The organism is Brevundimonas sp. SL130, assembly GCF_026625805.1.
Taxonomy (GTDB): Bacteria; Pseudomonadota; Alphaproteobacteria; order Caulobacterales; family Caulobacteraceae; genus Brevundimonas.
Map to the genome: position 1 here is coordinate 1,707,853 of NZ_CP113064.1, position 17,458 is coordinate 1,725,310.

At 65.9% G+C, this 17,458-nt stretch carries 15 protein-coding genes and 1 tRNA gene; 5 read left to right on the plus strand and 11 right to left on the minus strand.

The genetic code is table 11. From position 1 onward, the window contains the following. Positions 1–3: 3 nt before the first annotated feature. Genes OU998_RS08460 through rhmD form a run of 4 tightly spaced genes read right to left on the minus strand, consistent with a single transcriptional unit; the run spans position 4 to position 3,722 of the window. Positions 4–906 carry an amidohydrolase family protein gene (locus tag OU998_RS08460; RefSeq protein WP_267516607.1) on the minus strand — a complete coding sequence of 301 codons (903 nt, stop codon included), beginning with the start codon at positions 904–906 and terminating at the stop codon, positions 4–6. A gap of 10 nt (positions 907–916) precedes the next feature. Further along, a complete protein-coding gene (locus OU998_RS08465; RefSeq protein WP_267516608.1) occupies positions 917–1,666 on the minus strand; it encodes an SDR family NAD(P)-dependent oxidoreductase in 750 nt (249 codons plus the stop codon). Continuing rightward, positions 1,663–2,511, minus strand: a complete 849-nt coding sequence (locus tag OU998_RS08470) for a fumarylacetoacetate hydrolase family protein (protein ID WP_267516609.1) — start codon at positions 2,509–2,511, stop codon at positions 1,663–1,665. The genes OU998_RS08465 and OU998_RS08470 overlap by 4 nt, the downstream gene beginning before the upstream one ends. Positions 2,512–2,528: 17 nt before the next feature. Next, a complete protein-coding gene (gene rhmD / locus OU998_RS08475; protein WP_267516611.1) occupies positions 2,529–3,722 on the minus strand; it encodes an L-rhamnonate dehydratase in 1,194 nt (397 codons plus the stop codon). A 140-nt stretch (positions 3,723–3,862) separates the two neighbouring features. Between rhmD and OU998_RS08480 the strand changes: the two genes are divergently transcribed. From OU998_RS08480 to lldD, 3 genes are read left to right on the plus strand one after another with little or no spacing between them, the layout of a single operon-like run. Beyond that, positions 3,863–4,669, plus strand: a complete 807-nt coding sequence (locus OU998_RS08480; RefSeq protein ID WP_267516613.1) for an IclR family transcriptional regulator — start codon at positions 3,863–3,865, stop codon at positions 4,667–4,669. Between the two features lie 23 nt (positions 4,670–4,692). Next, positions 4,693–5,454, plus strand: coding sequence for an SDR family NAD(P)-dependent oxidoreductase (locus OU998_RS08485; protein WP_267516614.1), 762 nt, complete (start codon positions 4,693–4,695; stop codon positions 5,452–5,454). A gap of 9 nt (positions 5,455–5,463) precedes the next feature. Then, a complete protein-coding gene (gene lldD, locus OU998_RS08490; protein WP_267516616.1) occupies positions 5,464–6,597 on the plus strand; it encodes an FMN-dependent L-lactate dehydrogenase LldD in 1,134 nt (377 codons plus the stop codon). A gap of 22 nt (positions 6,598–6,619) precedes the next feature. Here lldD and OU998_RS08495 read toward each other — a convergent pair whose 3' ends face one another. The 7 genes from OU998_RS08495 to OU998_RS08525 all read right to left on the minus strand — a co-directional run bounded on the left by OU998_RS08495 (position 6,620) and on the right by OU998_RS08525 (position 15,345). Further along, positions 6,620–7,834 carry a GDSL-type esterase/lipase family protein gene (locus OU998_RS08495; protein ID WP_267516617.1) on the minus strand — a complete coding sequence of 405 codons (1,215 nt, stop codon included), beginning with the start codon at positions 7,832–7,834 and terminating at the stop codon, positions 6,620–6,622. Positions 7,835–7,858: 24 nt separating this feature from the next. Next, the gene (locus OU998_RS08500) at positions 7,859–8,545 is read right to left on the minus strand and encodes a DUF6250 domain-containing protein (RefSeq protein ID WP_267516619.1); all 687 of its coding nucleotides are present in this window, start codon (positions 8,543–8,545) and stop codon (positions 7,859–7,861) included. A gap of 56 nt (positions 8,546–8,601) precedes the next feature. Next, complete coding sequence (locus OU998_RS08505) at positions 8,602–10,428, minus strand: rhamnogalacturonan lyase (RefSeq protein WP_267516621.1); 1,827 nt, start codon at positions 10,426–10,428, stop codon at positions 8,602–8,604. Between the two features lie 270 nt (positions 10,429–10,698). After that, entirely contained in the window at positions 10,699–12,777 is a 2,079-nt protein-coding gene (locus OU998_RS08510; RefSeq protein ID WP_267516622.1) for a TonB-dependent siderophore receptor, read from the minus strand. A 122-nt stretch (positions 12,778–12,899) separates the two neighbouring features. Then, positions 12,900–14,420 (minus strand): PepSY-associated TM helix domain-containing protein, encoded by a 1,521-nt coding sequence (locus tag OU998_RS08515; RefSeq protein ID WP_267516624.1) that lies wholly within the window; start codon positions 14,418–14,420, stop codon positions 12,900–12,902. Between the two features lies 1 nt (position 14,421). Then, a complete protein-coding gene (locus OU998_RS08520) occupies positions 14,422–14,931 on the minus strand; it encodes a hypothetical protein (protein WP_267516625.1) in 510 nt (169 codons plus the stop codon). A 338-nt stretch (positions 14,932–15,269) separates the two neighbouring features. Further along, positions 15,270–15,345, minus strand: a tRNA-Lys gene (locus OU998_RS08525). A gap of 156 nt (positions 15,346–15,501) precedes the next feature. Here OU998_RS08525 and OU998_RS08530 point away from each other — a divergent pair. Both OU998_RS08530 and OU998_RS08535 read left to right on the plus strand, forming a co-directional pair. Beyond that, positions 15,502–16,923 carry an amino acid permease gene (locus OU998_RS08530; RefSeq protein WP_267516746.1) on the plus strand — a complete coding sequence of 474 codons (1,422 nt, stop codon included), beginning with the start codon at positions 15,502–15,504 and terminating at the stop codon, positions 16,921–16,923. After that, entirely contained in the window at positions 16,923–17,276 is a 354-nt protein-coding gene (locus OU998_RS08535; RefSeq protein WP_267516628.1) for an Hpt domain-containing protein, read from the plus strand. Before OU998_RS08530 ends, OU998_RS08535 begins: the two co-directional genes overlap by 1 nt. Positions 17,277–17,458: the final 182 nt, after the last annotated feature.

Here is a 17,458-nt window from a genome sequence, read left to right on the forward strand (position 1 = left end):
CGTTCAAATGCGGTAGATCGTCTCGGCGTTGGCGGCGAACAGACGGTCGCGTTCGTCGGCCGAGAAGTCGGCTGTGATGGCGTCGAAGGCCGAATAGAAGGCGTCGAAGGTTCCGTGGACGCGCTCGACCGGGAAGTCCGAGGCGAACATGGCCCGCTCGGTCCCAAAGACCTCGATACATTCAAGCACCGTCGGTCGGATGGAGTCCAAGGTCCAGGCGCGGTCGGTGATGCCCAGGCCCGAGATCTTGATCGATGCCTGGGGCTGGGCGGCCAGCAGGCGCAGGCCCCTGCGCCACCGCTCCATGCCGGCTGCGTCGCGGTCGGTCGGCAGACCGGCGTGATTGACGATGATCGGTATGTCGGGATGGCGGGCCGCGATGATGGCCGCCGTCGCCATCTGCGACGGATAGAGCTGCAGGTCGAACGACAGGCCATGGCGCGCCAGTTTGGCGAACCCCTCGACCCACTGCGGATCGCGCAGCAGGTCGCGGTCGGTATAGGTCTTCAGCGGGTCCTCGTGCCAGCAGACGATCTGACGCACGCCACGCACGTTCGGCCGCGCGGCCTGGGCCTCCAGCAGGGCGTCCAGGTCGGGGGCCAGAAGGTCGGCGCCGGCGACGACGCCGTGGGGATAGGCTCGCTGATCGGCCATGGCCTGAAGCCAGTCCGTCTCGGACAGTTGCCAGCCCATCGGCTGGCCGGCCTCGACATGGACGATCTTGTCCACGCGCCACCCGGCCGTGTCCGACAGATAGTCGTCCAGCAGATAGTTCCTGTGCGCGATGGCGGACATGTCCCCCGCCGGATTGTTCGGCAGGGGATCGTCCTGAAGCCAGCCATAGCGCGCGCGTGACAGGTCCCACAGGTGGACGTGGGGATCGACGATGCGAAGGCCCGACGGCACGCGTCGGACCCTAGTAGGTCGTGCGGCCGCCGGACGTGTCGAACGTCGAGGCGGTGGTGAAGCTGCACTCCTCGGAGGCCATGAAGCAGACCATGGCCGCACTCTCCTCGACCTCGCCCAGGCGGCCCATCGGGATCTTGGAACGCATATAGTCGACCTGACTCTGGGGCAGTTGCTCCAGGATCGGGCTTTCGAAGGTTGCGGGCGTCAGGCTGTTGGCGATGACGCCCTTGCCCGCCAGTTCCTTGCCCAGCGACTTGGTGAAGCCGATCACCCCGGCCTTTGAGGCCGAATAGGCGCTGGCGTTCGGATTGCCCTCTTTGCCGGCGACCGAGGCGACATTGACGATACGGCCATAGCCGTTCTCGAGCATGAAGGGCACGATGGCGCGCGAGCAGTAGAAGACGCCGTTCAGATTGATGTCGACGACCCGCTTCCAGCTGTCGATTGGGAACTCATGCACCGGAACCGTGGCGCCGGTGATCCCGGCCGAGGCGACCAGGATGTCAATCCGGCCCAGCCGCCTGGCGGATTCAGCCGCCGCCGCCGCGACCGCGTCGGGATCGGCGACGTCCAGCGCGATCACATGGGTCGCGCCGACCTCGTCTGCCGCCGCCGCCAACGCATCGGCGTTGAGGTCCCACAGCACCACCTTGCCGCCCTCGGCGACGATGCGGGCGGCCGAGGCCCTGCCCAACCCAGAGGCGCCGCCGGTGATGACGGCGGTGCGGCCTTCGAACCGTCCTGCGTAAGCGCTCATCGGGTCCATTCCACGAAAGTCTGGCCTTGCTCGCCCAGCTTCTGGATGCCCAGGCGAACCGTGTCGCCGGGCTTCAGATACAGCGGCGGCTTTTGGCCCAGGCCCACGCCGGGCGGGGTGCCGGTGGTGATCAGGTCGCCGGGCTCCAGCGTCATGAACTCCGACAGATAGGAGACGATCTCGGCGACGCCGAAGATCATGGTCCGGGTGTTGCCGGTCTGCATCCGCTTGCCGTTCAGGTCCAGCCACATGTCCAGGTTCTGGACGTCGCCGACCTCGTCGGTGGTGACCAGCCAGGGGCCGACGGGGCCGAAAGTGTCGCAACCCTTGCCCTTGTCCCAGGTCCCGCCGCGTTCGGTCTGGAAGGCGCGCTCGGACACGTCATTGATCAGGACATAGCCCGCGACGTGGTCCAGCGCCTCGGCCTGGGTGACGTAGGTGGCGGTCTTGCCGATGACGACGCCCAGCTCGACCTCCCAATCGGTCTTTTCAGATCCGCGCGGGATGATGACGTCGTCGTTGGGGCCGTTCAGGCAGGTGATGGCCTTGGTGAAGACCACCGGCTCGGCCGGGATGGGCAGATTGGACTCCTCCGCATGGTCGGCGAAGTTCAGGCCGATGGCGATGAACTTGCGGCTGCCGTTCACCGGCACGCCATAGCGGGGCTGGCCTTCGACCAGGGGGAGGGTGGCCGGATCGATGGCCTTCAGGGCCTCGAGCGCCGGGCCGTACAGCTGTTCCGGCGTAATGTCGGCGATGACGCCGGACAGGTCGCGAATGCGGCCCTCGGCGTCCAGCGTGCCGGGTTTTTCGTGGCCCTTGGGGCCGTAGCGCAGCAATTTCATGGGTGAGGTCTTTCGTCTTAGCGCGCGTAGGGGCGGTGCAGGGCGATGTCGCGGTTCAGTTCGACGCCGAAACCGGGGGCGTCGGGAACCTTCAGCTTGCCGTTCACGGGAACGGGTTCGCCGATCAGCTGGGGGTGGAACATGGGCACGACCTCGTCGGCGCCGGGGGCCATCATCAGGAACTCCGCGAACGGGCTGTTATGGCGCGTCACCACGAAGTGGTAGGAATAGACCGACGATCCGTGCGGGATCATCAGCACGCCCTTGGCGTCGGCCATGGCGGAAATCTTGATCAGTTCGGTCACGCCGCCGCACCAGCCCACGTCCGGCTGGATGATGTCGCAGCATTCCATTTCCAACAGCATGCGGAAGCCCCAGCGGGTGGCTTCATGCTCGCCGGTGGTGACCAGCATCCCCTTGGGTGCGTTCTTCTTCAGCGCCTGATAGCCCCAGTAGTCGTCGGGGCTGAGCGCCTCCTCGATCCACTTGAGGCCGAGCTTGTGCGCCTCGTGCGCCAGGCGGGTGGCGTAGTTCAGGTCCAACGCCATCCAGCAGTCGAACATCAGCCAGAAGTCGTCGCCGCAGGCGTTCCGCATCGCCTCCAGCTCGGCCAGGTTCTTGTGCAGGCCTTCTTCGCCCTCGGCCGGACCGTGGTGCAGGGGCATCTTGCCGCCGATGAAGCCCAGTTCCTTGGCTTTGTCGGGGCGGGCGCCGGTGGCGTAGAAGGTCAGTTCGTCGCGAACCGCGCCGCCCAGCATGGCGAAGACGGGTTCCTGTCGCAGGCGACCCAGCAGATCCCACAGCGCCAGATCGACGCCCGAAATGGCGTTCACCACCAGGCCCTTGCGGCCATAATACTGGGTGGAGAAATACATCTGGTCCCAGATCTTCTCGACCTCGGACGGATCGCGGCCTTCCAGGAACCGGGCCAGGTGCTTCTCGACGATATAGGCGGCGGGTTCGCCCCCGGTCGTCACCGCGAAGCCGACGACGCCGTTGTCGGCCTCGATCTCAACCACCAACGTGCCCAGAACATTGATGCCGAAGCTGCGGCGGCTCTGGCGATACTCGGGATATTTCGCCATGGGGGTGGCGATGTGGTCGTCGATCCAGTGGCCGTCGCCCTGGTCGTGATAGTCCGCGCCGCCTCCCGTACCGTCGTTCTTCACGACAAAGGCGCGCACGTGTTTTATCTTGGGGAGCCTGCTCATCGACGCACCGTAGAAATTGGGCGATAGTTTCCCATATATCGGGACATCACTGGATTTCTTTCTCGAACCGCGCCAATATTGGTCCCGATTTCAGGATCAACTTGCGCGCTTTGCTACATTCTGAGAATGAGGATTACGAAATGGGACGAGTGGCGTCAATCAAGACCGCGCAGGTCGATGGGGAAGAAGAGGTCGGCGCCAAGGCGTCCGGCAGCCAAACCCTGCTGCGCGGGCTGGACGTGATCGAAGCCCTTATCGATGGGCCGATGCCTCTGGCCGAACTGTCCGAAAAGCTGGAACTCACCCGCAGCACCACCCACCGTCTGGCCTCGGCCCTGGTCGATCGTCGCCTGCTGTCGTTCCGCCCGCGCGAGGGCTACAGCCTGGGTCCGAAGCTGCTGGAACTGGGCCATGCCGCCAGCCAGCAGATGCACCTGCCGCGTGTCGCCCGCCCCTGGCTGGAACAGTTGTCGGACCAGACCCAGGATACGGTTCATCTGGGCGTCCTCGACGGCCGTCACGCCCTCTACCTGGACAAGGTCGCGGGCCGGCGGCGGATCAATATCGGCTCTCGTCTGGGCGAGCGGCATCCCATCGCTTCCACGGGGCTGGGCAAGGCGTTGATCCTCGACATGTCCGAGCCTGAGTGGATCGACTTTTATGCGACGGAGGGGGTTGCGTTCGACTCGGCCGCGCGCGCCGTCTGGCTGGAGCGGATGCGCAGCTATGCCGAAAAGGGATACGCCTTCGATCTAGAAGAGAACGAGGATCAGATCCGTTGCGTGGCCGCGCCGGTTCGCTCTGTCGATGGGCGAATTGTCGCCGCGCTGAGCGTTTCATCGGCCGCCCAGTACATGTCCGACGAGCGGATGACGGAACTGACCCGCACCGTGACCGACGCCGCCAACGCCATCAGCGCCGATCTCGGCTGGCTGCCCAAACGTTGAATCAATGAACTGCCGGAGCCCCCATGCTGCTTGAAGACAAGGTCGTCCTGATCACGGGCGCATCGCGGGGCATAGGCAGGGCGACGGCGGTGGAAGCCGCACGTCAGGGCGCCGACGTTGCGATCAACACCTATCGCGACGCTGACGCCGCCGCCGAAGTGATCGCCCAGGTCGAGGCCCTGGGCCGTAGGGCCGTCGCCATCGATGGGGATGTGGCCCTGCCGGAAAGCGCGACCGCCTTTGTCAGCGAGGCGGTCAGGGCCTTGGGCCGGGTCGACGTCTTCGTCTCCAATGCCGGCATCTGTCCGTTCCACGCCTTCCTCGACATGCCGGTCGAGACCCTGCGCCGCACGATGGAGGTCAATCTGCACGGGGCCTATTTCATGGTCCAGGCGGCGGCCAACCAGATGGTGAAACAGGGGGAGGGCGGCGCCATCGTCGCCATCAGCTCCATCTCCGCCTTGGTGGGCGGCGAGATGCAGACCCACTACACGCCGACCAAGGCCGGGGTTCACAGCCTGATGCAATCCTGCGCCGTCGCCCTGGGCCGGCACGGGATCCGCTGCAATTCGGTTCTGCCGGGAACGATCGCTACGGACATCAACAAGGACGACCTCGCCGATCCGGCCAAACGCGAATACATGGAGGGCCGTATCCCCTTGGGGCGGCTGGGACGCCCTGAGGACATCGCTTCGGTCGTCGCCTTCCTGGCCTCTGACATGGCGTCCTATATGTCCGGCGCGGCCCTGCTGGTCGACGGCGGCGCCTTCGCCAACTTCCAGTAGGACGGTGCGGTGATCATTTCCTCGCCGAGCGACTATCGCGAAGCCGCGCGCCGCAAGCTGCCGCCTTTCCTGTTCCACTACATCGACGGCGGCGCCTATGCCGAACAGACGCTGCGCCGCAATGTCGAGGATTGGCAGGCCATCGCCCTGCGGCAGCGGGTGTTGCAGGACATGTCGAGCCTCGATCTCGAGACCCGTCTGTTCGACGAGACCCTGCGCCTGCCGATCATATTGGCGCCCGTCGGCCTGACCGGCATGTACGCTCGACGCGGCGAGGTTCAGGCGGCCAAGGCCGCGGCCTCTCGCGGCCTGCCCTTCACCCTGTCCACCGTCTCGGTCTGCCCGATCGAGGAGGTGGCGCCGGCCATCGACCGGCCCATGTGGTTCCAGCTCTATGTGCTGCGCGACCGTGGCTTCATGAAGAATGCGCTGGAACGCGCCAAGGCGGCGGGGGTCAAGACCCTGGTCTTCACCGTCGACATGCCCACGCCCGGCGCCCGCTATCGCGACGCCCATTCGGGCATGAGCGGCCCCCATGCCGAGATGCGCCGAATGATCCAGGCCATGACCCATCCCGCCTGGGCCTGGGACGTCGGGGTGCGCGGCACGCCGCACGACCTGGGCAATGTCTCGGCCTATCTGGGCAAGCCGACGGGCCTGGCGGACTATATCGGCTGGCTGGGCCAGAATTTCGATCCGTCCATCTCCTGGAAGGATCTTCAGTGGATCCGCGACTTCTGGGACGGGCCCATGATCATCAAGGGCGTGCTGGATGCTCAAGACGCCCGTGACGCCGTCAGCTTCGGCGCCGACGGCATCGTCGTGTCGAACCACGGCGGGCGTCAGTTGGACGGGGTGTTGTCCTCGGCGCGGGCGCTTCCCGCCATCGCCGAGGCGGTGAAGGGCGATATCCGCATCCTGGTCGATTCCGGCATTCGCAACGGGCTGGACGTGATCCGCGCCATCGCCCTGGGCGCCGACGCGGTCATGCTGGGCCGCGCCTTCATCTACGCCCTTGCGGCGGGCGGCCAGGCCGGCGTCGAAAACCTGCTCGATCTGTTCGAGAAGGAGATGCGGGTGGCCATGACCCTGACCGGGGCTAAGTCGGTCCAGGGCGTCAGTCGCGATATGTTGGCGATCTGATCCCTGCCTAACGAAACTGGGCCTAACGAAACAGGGTCAGATCGATCGCATCCGCCATCGCCTTGAAGCCCGCGTCGTTGGGATGAAGGCGATCACCACTGTCATAGACAGACGCCAGATGGCCGGGGTTTTCGCGGTCGCGCATGACCGCATCGAAGTCGATCACGCCATCTGCTTCGCCGCCGCTGCGAATCCAGGTGTTGACCGCCTGCCGGACGGCCTCGCCCGGTTCCGACCAGTAGTTGGCGCCCTCATAGGGCAGGATGGTCGCCAGAAACACCCGCAGGCCGCGCGCATGGGCGCGTGTGATCATCTGCCGATATCCGGCGATCAGGTCGGCGGCTGTCGGCGGGTGCGGGTCCTTGTCCCGCCAGGCCATGCCTATGTCGTTGACCCCCTCCAGGATGATCACATCGGTGACGCCGGGAACCGCCAGGACGTCGCGATCAAAACGCGCCAAGGCCGCGACGCCCAGTCCGGGACGCGGATTGAGGATGCGATTGCCCGAGATCCCGGCATTGGCGACCGCCACCTCGGTCAGCCCGGCCGCCTGAAGCCGTCCCGCCAGCAGATCGGGCCATCGGCGATCTGCATTTCGGGTCCCGTTCGCGCCGTCGGTGATGGAGTCGCCTAGGGCGACGACGATGCGGCCGGGGCGTGGCCGTTCCACATCCACGCCGGACAGCAGAATGCGCTGGGTGGTGGAAACGGCGTCGGTCAGTTCAGCCGCAGAGGTCTGATCCCCGGGACTGACCCAGCTCGTCGCCAGGCCGAGCAGATGGATCGTCGGCTGCGGCGCGTCCTCCGGCAGATAAAGGCTGACCGTCAGGCGCGACAGCGCCGGCAGGTGGAGATCCACCGGATCACTGAGGATCGGCGCGCCGGCCGGCAACAAGGCGTCAGGCCGGCCGTCGAAGACCACATCCCGTTCTGACCCGGCCACCGGGCGTCCATCGTCGCCCATCAGGAAGACCGTCGCGCGTCCGAGGCGCATCGGCGTGTCTCCGAACTCGTTGGACAGCCGCAGACGAAATCTTTCTCCGCCCAGGCTGATGCGGATGGTTTGCCGGATGGTGGCGTTCTTCAGGGACGGAGGCATCCGGTCGGCGGTCGCCGCAAGCGGGGCTGCGTACCAGCTGCGCGCCCAGTGCTGTTGCGGCGCTGTTTGCTGCGCCCAGGCCGGGCCGGTGACGAGCGTCGCCAGGATGGAAAGGAATGCGACGATGAAATAGTTCATGATGGGCCTTCCTGGAGTGTGCGTCTAACCGGCGAACGACCGGACTTCGAAGTCGCGCACGACCATGTGGTTGAAGGTGGTGCGCAGACCGAACCAGCCCTCGCGATAGGGCTGAGGGTCGTTCAGGGCGAACATCCGTCGGTCGTCACGCCAATATTCGATGCGTTCGCCCGCCGCGATCAGGCGGACCCGATACGGCCGGTTCGGCGCAATCAGATCCTCGGGCGCGCCCAGGTCGTGGACCGGGAGCAGGGGCCGCTCGCCATTGCCGACGTAACGACGGAAACGAGACGTCGTATTGCCGTTGCCGCCGAGGCCGACATAATAGGTCCGCAACAGATCGTAGTCGGCAAAGGCGCCCGAGCGCGGGCGGGCGATCAGGTCCGTGGCGCTGCGCGGATCGGTCGCCATCCAGAAGCAGTTGAGGTCGCTGACCCTGTCGTTGGGGCCTCCCGCCGACACGGCTTGAACGGTAAAGCTGATTTCGACCGGCGAAGTCAGTCGTGGCCGAAACCAGGCGGTGGCGCCGCGCGGGGTGTCGAACCGCATCGCGCCGTCGGCGGCCGAAACCTCGCCCAGTCCGTCCTCCCGTTCGATCAGCCAGGACGCCAGACCCTGTCGAAAGTCGTCGGCATAAAGCCGCCGGCGGACGCTGGCGGCAGTCAAAGACAGGGGGGCGGAAGACGGGGTCGCGCAGGCGGCGAGACCCACGCTCGCAACCCCGAGTCCGGCGCCGCCGCAAAGGGCGTCTCGTCTCGACCACGCCCTCATTGACCCGCCTTCAGGTCCGTTTCGGGGGCGAAGCTGGGGTGTGAGGGCTGATTATAGGCCGAGTTCTGACCCGACACCTGCGACCGATACTGGGCGTCGTGCATCAGGGTCGTGTGGCGGATCGTGGTGGGGTAGGGGGTGACATAGATCCGCAGGGCCGAGCTATCCTCGGTTCGCAGGACCACCTCCTCGCGCCAGTCGCCCAGAATGTCCGCCGCCAGCACCGGCGTGGCCTTTGTCCCGTTGTTCGAGGCCGCGCCTTCCGCGACCAGCAGAGGTGTGGACGCCTGGTTGGCCCAGTCCCATTTGAAGATCCGCACGCCGTCCAGCAGTTCGCGTTGGGCGTCGCCGTCCCACCAGACGGCGAAATTGACCTGGGCCGGCCGCGTGTGGGCGATCACGCGGCCGTCGGCCGCATACAGGTCCGTGCTGTTGCTGGCCCAGGCTTCGGCGCCGGGGTGGCGCGGATCGATATCGGCGGCGACCCCGCGTCCCACATCCCGATCGGACCCCGTGCGCCACAGGACTTCGCCGGAACGGGCGTCGACCATGGCGCTGCCGACGCCGCCGTTGCCGCGCATGTCTTCGTGTACGCCGAATTTTTCCAGGCCAGGACGAGCCGGGTCCAGATCGCCGACGTGCATGGCGTCGCCGTGGCCCAGTTCGGTCGTCCACATCGGCGCGCCGTCGTCGTCGATGGCCATCGCGCCATAGAGGATCTCTTGCCGACCGTCGGCGTCCAGATCGGCGACGCTGAACTGATGATTGCCCTGGCCGGCGAACCCCTTCGGGGCGGTGTCGCTGTCGAAGGTCCAGCGCTGTTGCAAGCGGCCGTCGCGCCAGTCCCAGGCGGCGATCACCGTGCGGGCGTAGTAGCCGCGCGCCATGATGATGCTGGGCAGGCGTCCGTCCAGAAAGGCCGTGCCGCCCAGATACCGCTCAGACCGGTTGCCGTAGCCGTCGCCCCAAAGGGCGGCCATTTCTGCGGAGGAGGGGGTATCCGTCCCTTGTCCCCGCGACGGGACATAGGGAGCGCTGGCCAGGGCGCGTCCCGTGGCGCCGTCGAAGACGGTCAGATATTCCGGGCCGGAGAGGATGCGGCCGGTCAAGGGCGCGGTCAGGCTGCCGTCCGGTTTCCGCTCGGCGCCGGTCCTGTCCCGGCTGGCGATTTCGCCGCCCTTTTCGCGCCAGTCGGCGGTGGGGTCGCCCAGCGCCAGGCCGATCCCGTCCACTGTTCCGTCGGCCGTTTTCAAGGCCAGTTCCGCTCGACCGTCCCCGTCGAAGTCCTGAACCGCCATCTGGGTATAGTGGGCGCCGGAGCGGATATTGCTGCCCAGGTCGATCCGCCAAAGCCGGCGGCCGTCCAGCCTATAGGCGTCGATCAGCGTCGGACCGGTATAGCCGGCGAAGGCGTTGTCCTTGGCGTTGGTCGGCGCCCACTTCAGGATGATTTCGTAACGGCCGTCGCCGTCCAGATCGCCGACCGACCCATCATTGGCGTCATACTCATAGGCCACGCCATCTGGCGTGACCCCGCCGTTCGGGCGATCCAGGGGTATCGTCAGATAGCCCTCGGTGAGGTTGAGGCCTGGAACCGGCGCGTTGCTCCCTACCGCCTTGATCGCGTAGCGAGCGTTCAACCCGCCTTCCGTATCAAGCCAGTTGGTCGCGGTGGACACCGGGCGGGGCGTGATCCTGCGTCCGTCTCTATAGACGTCGAAGCCCTGGTCTGACGGATCGGCGGCGCTCAATCGCCAATGGATAAGAACGCCGCCGTTCTGCGCCGGCACAACGACCGCCGCCCTGTCCAGAGCGTCTTGCACAGCCGATACGGGTTCACAGAACCCCGCAAGAGGCCAAACCAAGACCGAAGCTCCCGCCAAGGCGGCGCCTGCCCATCTGAAACAATCCATTCCTCAGCTCCCAAGGCAGCCTCCCATTTTAGGAGTTTCACTTGGTGAGACAAGGTCTCATTTATGAGGCGGGGGGCGGATCTATAGGGTGGCGCAGCTGGATTGGCGGTGCACAGTCTGAGCCCCGCGTTGGCTCGGGCAGGGTCAAAAGTTCACATTTGGAGACGGCGATGCTTGACCTCAGAAGCGATAATCCAGGGTGACCATCACGCTGCGCGGCGGGGCGTAGAAGGCCTGGCTCCACATCAGACTGCCGTAATAGGCTTCGTCGAACAGGTTCTTGGCGTTGACCGTCGCGCGGACATGGTCGGTCAGATCGACCGCGGCGAGCAGATCGACCACGGCATAGGCGTCCTGGGTCACCGTCGTGCCCAGGTCGGTCGTGGATATATCACTCTGCCACCGGACGGCGCCGCCCAGGGTCAGGTTGTTGTACTGGGGCAGGGTGTAGGTGGTGTTCAGCTTCAGCGACTGGCGCGGAATATAAAGACGGGTGTCCGCGCCCGCGCCATCCTCGATGGACAGGTCGGTGAAGCCGCCGCCCACGGTCCACTGCGGCGTGATCCGGCCGGCCACCTCGAACTCATAGCCCTGAGCGACGGTATCGACGCCGACGTAGTAGCTGTCGAAGGTGTCGGGGATATAGCCGACGTATTCCGCCAGCCCGTCCTGCTCCGACTTGAAGATGGACGCCGTGGCGTACAGACGGCCATCGAGCCATTCGCTCTTAACACCGGCCTCGTAGCTGCGGCCTTCGGCGGCGTCTAGCCGGTTACGATTGATGTCGCTTTCGGACTGGGGCGTGAACAGGTCCGAATAGCTGGCGTAGAGCGAGATATTGGCGTTCAGGTCATAGACCACGCCGACATAGGGGCTGACCTTGTTCTCATCTCGCGCCTGAGACACGCCGTAGGAATAGCCGGTGGTCTTCACCTCGATGGCGTTGAAGCCGAGCACGGCGGTCAGGCTGTCGGTCAGGTTCAGATGCACGGCGCCATAGGCGCGGGTCAGCCGGTCCTCGATTTCCTCGGCCAGATAGGCCTCCGGATAGGTCGGCTCCGCCGGCGCGACGATATGGGCGCCCTGATAGGCCGGATAGGCGAACAGGTCGGCGAAAGCCGACCACTTCTTGCTGTCGTTCGTCGAGGTGTTGAAGCCCAGCACCACCTGATGCCGCCGCCCGAACAGGCCGAAGTCCCCGTTGGCGATCACGTCGAACATGTTCTGCTCGAGGTCCGACGGATATTCGCCGCTCATGGCGGCTACGCCCAGGCCGGTGGCCGGGTCCGGATTGCCGTAGGCGTACAGCAGCTTGGCGTCTTCCTCGGATTCGCGATGGGTGTAGACGCCCTTGATCGTCCAGCCGTTGTCGAACGCATAGGACAGTTCACCGAAACCGATGTCGTGGTGGGTGTCCCAGTAGGTCCAGGGCGCGCCCGTGGTTTCCGACGACTCATAATTGATCTGCGTCCCGTCCGAATAGACCAGCGGCAGGGCGCCCCAGTTCACGCCGGTCGCCAGATTGTCCTGACGCGAGAAGCCCGCCGTGGCGTTCAGCTTGGGCGTCACGTCCCAGGTCAGGATGCCGTAGTAGAGGTTCCGGTTGACCCCATAGTAGTTGAGGTACGAGTCGCTGTCGGTGTTGGCGTAGACCACGCGGCCGCGCACCGTCCCGGAGTCATTGAGCGGTCCGGAGACGTCGGCCGTCAGGCGCGTCTCGTCCCAGGTGCCGTATCCTGCGGAGGCGGAGGCCTGGAAGTCTTCTGTCGGACGCTTGCGGATATAGTTGATCGTGGCCGAGGGATTGCCGGTGCCGGTCATCAGTCCGTTGGCGCCGCGCACGGCTTCGACCCGTTCATATTGAGCGACGTCCAGCGCGCCGGCTTGCAGGCCCCAATCCAGCGGCTGGCCCACGCCGTCCACCTGGAAGTTCACGATGTCGAAGCCGCGGGAGGTGTAATAGGTTCGGTCCGTCTCGACCGCCTCGACGTTGACGCCGGGCAGGGTCGCCAGAAGCTGGTTCACATCGGTCAGATTGAACTGTTTGATCTGGGCGGCGCCGATCACGGTCACCGACTGCGGCGTTTCACGCAGCGACAGGTCCAGACCGGTCGCGCCGGCCGACTCGCGGATCACGCGCTTGCCCATCACGACGACTTCGCTGACCTCGTCCGACGCGGCCGTTTGAGCCAGGGCGGGACCGGCGGCCAGGCCGAGCAGCGAGATCGAAGCCGAAGCGAGCAGGGCGGAGCGAAGCATGGGGACGGCCTCTAGAGGAGTGGGAAGTTCATGTTTGCGAGTGCATCGCATTGTGAACTTTGCCAGGTCAAGGCGTCTTCCAGGGGCGTGATGGAAAAGCCGCGACTGTGACCTGAAGGGCGCTACTCGGCTGGGACGGTCTGGCGGGCCTTGGCCCCCGCCCTGAGCGGAAAGGCCGTCGTCGCCAGGACCACGCCGATCAGGGCCAGGGGAAGGCTGATCTGGAGGGCCGCCTGGGTCATGGACCCATGCACCAGCAGGTGGCTCGTCGGCATGGCCAGAACGGATACGCCGAGCACGAACCGCATCCACCGCGACGTCTCGGCCGCCGGTGCGTCGGTCACCCGCATGCTGACCAGAGATCCGACGCCGAGGAAGAGCATCTGGCTCCAGAAGAGGACAACGGGGTTGAGACCGGTCGGCATGGCGACCGCGAAGGTCAGGGCGATGGCCGCCGGTGCGCCATAGACCAGCACGATCCAGAGCCGGTGAAGCGCGGGGCGCGGCCGCCCCTTGCTCGCCGACTTCACCAGCCAGATGTCCATGCCGGCGGCGATCATCACCGTCAGCGCGAGGCCGAGGAGCGCATAGACGAATTTCACAGGCTGCCCGCCGAAATCGCCGAAATGCAGGCTGTAGACGCTGGCCGCCACCTGCCGGCCGGCGGGACCGTCCGACATATTATGGCTGCCGACCAGATTGCCGTCGGCGTCAAACCGCCAGGTTTCGCCATAGACCAGCCGATGGGGCGGCTTGGTGGTGATCTCGATCGATTCTTGCGGCGTGCCGACCATATGAATGGCGACGAAACTGATCGGCTGCTCCGGCTGGGCCGTGCGGATCTGCTGAATGGCCTTCAGGATGGCGGGATCCCCCTGAAGAACCCGCCCGCCGGTCGCGGCCTCGATTTCGGACTGGGCGCCGAAGATCGGCTCATAGGGCTTCAGTACGTTTCCGTCGTAGGCGAAGCTTCCCAGCGCCAGGGCCATCAGTTGCGCCAGACCGATCATCGTCCCGGTCAGGGTGATGGCCAGGGCGAAGGGCAGGGTCCAGGTCCCCAGGCGATTGTGCACATCGACCCGGGCCAATTGGCCCTCCTTGCGGGGCCGCAGCGAGAAGGCGTCGCGGAACATCCGGGAATGGGCCAGGGCGCCGCCGATCAGCAGCGCCATCATGCCCACGCCGAACAGGCAGACGACGATCATGCCGAAGGTCTCCGGCAGATGCAGATAATAGTGAAGCTCGGTCAGAAAATGGGTCAGGTCATGACTGGCGTCGCCGGCATAGGCGCCCTTGGCGTCATAGGCCCGCGCCTCGTGGCCCCAGCCGCCGACGATGCGGGGCATGGCCTCCGTCGGCAGGCCGACGAACAGATCTGTGTCCAGTGGGCCCCGGTGCGTGTCGGCCACCATGGCGCGACGGCTGTCTGAAACCGCCAGGGCGGCGGCCTCCGGCGACACGGTGGTGAACTCCGGCAGATTGGGACGCTCCCACCGCTCGACCTCGACATAATAGACCCCGATCCAGCCGGTGAGGCAGATCAGATAGAGGATGCCGCCGAGCGCCAGGCCCAGGACCTTATGCCCCGCCAGCAGGCGCCGGACGAAGCCGGGCGGCGACTTGGGCCAGATCGAGCGGGCCATCTTAAAGCGCCGCCGCGACGGGAACGGCGGCCGCTGCGCCGAGCAGGGTGATCAGGCCCAGTGCGCGCCAGGGCCGCACCGCGCTCAGGCCCCAGACCAGAAGGGCGGCGAAGGCGAGAAGGAAGCTGAACACGGCCAGGACGAAGCGTGTGGACTCGTGCGCCGGCGTCACGACCCAGACCAGCAGGCCCAGGCTCATGCTCACGGCGGGGGCGGCCGCAACGACCGCGAGCGTACGCGCGGCGACGCTGGGCCAGGAGGGCTTCCCGCCGGGTTCAGGGTTGGGAATGCGCCGGACGCTGGGAAACCGCGCCAGAGCGGGCAAATCGACGCCTCGACCGACCAGGCCCAGGGCGGCTGCTGTCATGGCCAGGACGGCGAAGGCCGCGCCCACGTCCGGCTGGAATGCGATCGCCCACAGGCCGATCGACACGGCCACGGCCGTCCAACTCACGGCCACCCAACCAGAGTTCTGCAGATCGCCGCGCCATCTCAGGTACAGCAAGGTCACGGCGCCGACGCCGACGACAGACCCGAATAAGGCGAGGAGGATGGATAGCATCCCCGTGTCCTAGCAAAACCAGTGTCTCAAGCAAGAAATTTGAGACGCATTCGCATCGAAGGCGCGCGGTTTGTTCATCGCGTTGTGGTTTCAGGCCCGATGTCGCGACTGCGGATGGTCAGGAGGCGATGCTATAGATCCTATCTATGCACCTTGTCTCGGGAGGACCCGGCGACGCGGGCCGCCGACAGCCCCAAAATCGACCGTCTTTTTCACCGTTTTTCTCTATCCGAGAAACGGTGGTCCGGGAGGTTGGGTAAAAATTTTCAATGAAATCAAGAAGACGATGGTGGGTGATGTAGGGTTCGAACCTACGACCCGCTGATTAAGAGTCAGCTGCTCTACCAACTGAGCTAATCACCCGACCGGTCGTCTTGTCTGCGGCGGAGGCGGTTGCCTTGCCGAAGGGCGCTCCTACTACCCAGCCGCCGGGGGGTTGGCAAGCGCTTTCGAAAACTTTCTTTGACGGGCATGGTCCGCACGGAATCGGTCGCGTGGGGCGGCGGGGGAGTGAACATCATGGCCTTCTGGAACCGGCGTCGTTCGATCGACGTCATGACGGCGCCGCACGACGGGCCGGCGTTGAAGAAGACCCTGGGCTGGCCGCATCTGATGCTGCTGGGCATCGGGGCCATCGTGGGCACGGGCATCTATACGCTGACGGGCGTAGGGGTGGAAAAGGCGGGACCGGGGATCATTGTGGCCTTCGCCATCGTGGGCGTGATCTGCGCCTGCGTCGCCCTGGCCTATGCCGAACTGGCGACCATGATGCCGGCCTCAGGCGGGGCCTATACCTATAGCTATGCGGCGCTCGGCGAGGCGATCGCCTGGATCATCGGCTGGAGTCTGATCCTGGAATATTCGCTGGTGGTCAGCGCCGTGGCCGTCGGCTGGTCCGAATATGCGGTCGGTTTCCTGCGAACGCTCGACATCATCATTCCCCAGGCCCTGGCGGCGGGGCCTCATGCGGACGGGATCATCAATGTCCCGGCTATCGCCATCATCCTGGCCGTGACCGGCCTTCTGCTGCTCGGCACCAAGGAGAGCGCAACGGTCAACGCCGTGCTGGTGGTGATCAAGTGCAGCGCGCTGTTGGTCTTCATCGCCGTGGTCGCGCCCGCGTTCGACCCGGCCAATTTCGAGCCGCTGATGCCCTACGGCTTCAACAAGAACGGCCCGGCGGGGGCGGAGGTCGGGGTCATGGCGGGGGCGGCCATCGTCTTCTTCGCCTTCTACGGCTTCGACGCCGTGGCGACCGCGGCGGAGGAAACGCGCAATCCGGCCCGCGACCTGACCATCGGCATCCTGGGCTCAATGATCATCTGCACCATATTGTACATGCTGGTGGCTGCCCTGGCGGTCGGTTCCATGCCGTTCGGCCAGTTCGCCGACAGTGGCGAGCCCCTGGCCCTGATCCTGCGCATCCTGAATCAGCCGCTGGCGGCCCAGATCGTGGCCGCCGCCGTCATCGTCGGCGTGCCGACAGTGATCCTGGCCTTCTTCTATGGCCAGACCCGCATCTTCTACGTCATGGCGCGCGACGGCCTGCTGCCGCGCCGTCTGGGCCGGGTGTCGCAGCGCGGGGTGCCGGTGGTGGTCACCCTGTTCACGGCCGTGATCGTCAGCATCCTGGCCGGCCTTCTGCCTCTGGACGAGATCGCGGCCCTGGCCAATGCGGGGACGCTGGCGGCCTTCACCGCCGTCTGCGCCAGCCTGCTGGTCTTGAGGGTCCGCGACGCGATGCGCACGCGGGTGTTTAAGGCTCCGCTGGCCTGGATCATCGGTCCGCTCGGCATCGCGGGTTGCCTTTATCTGCTGTTCAGCCTGCCGCAGAAGACCCAGGAATGGTTCCTGATCTGGAACCTCGCCGGCTTGGTCGTCTATTTCGCCTGGTCGTCCCGGCATTCCCGCCTGGCCAAGGGCGAGGAAGAGGCCGCCTGATGGCGCGTCGCGACCTGACCGGCGCCGTCGACTTCAGCGTGCTGGAGGGCATGACCGGCGGCGACGCCTCGATTTCGGAAGAGGTGCTGGGCCTGTTCGTCGAACAGGCCGCCCTCTGGTCCGCCCTGCTGAATCCCAAGGTCGAGGGCTGGCGGGACGGAGTCCACACGATCCGGGGCGCGGCGGCGGGGATCGGGGCCGGCGATCTGGCCGCGATCTGCGCCGAGGCGGAAGCCGCAGAACAGGCCCTGGCGGCGCCGGCGCTGGAGCGGGTCCGAACGGCGATGGACGCCGCTCTGGCAGACGTCGCCGCCTATCGGCACGAGCTGATGCTGCGGGGGTTGCGGGGTTAGTCTAGGCCCCAGGACTCAGGCGGCGGGCCTTCTTCAGGCGTGCCCCACGTCTGAACCCACTTCATGACTTCCTCGTTTGGGATGACCCGGCCGGCCGCGAAATCCGCTTCCGCCTCTTCCAGAGATCGGGCGTCCGCCTCGGAGTCAGGCCGGCTGAAGATGGAAGGTTCCTGATGTGCCAC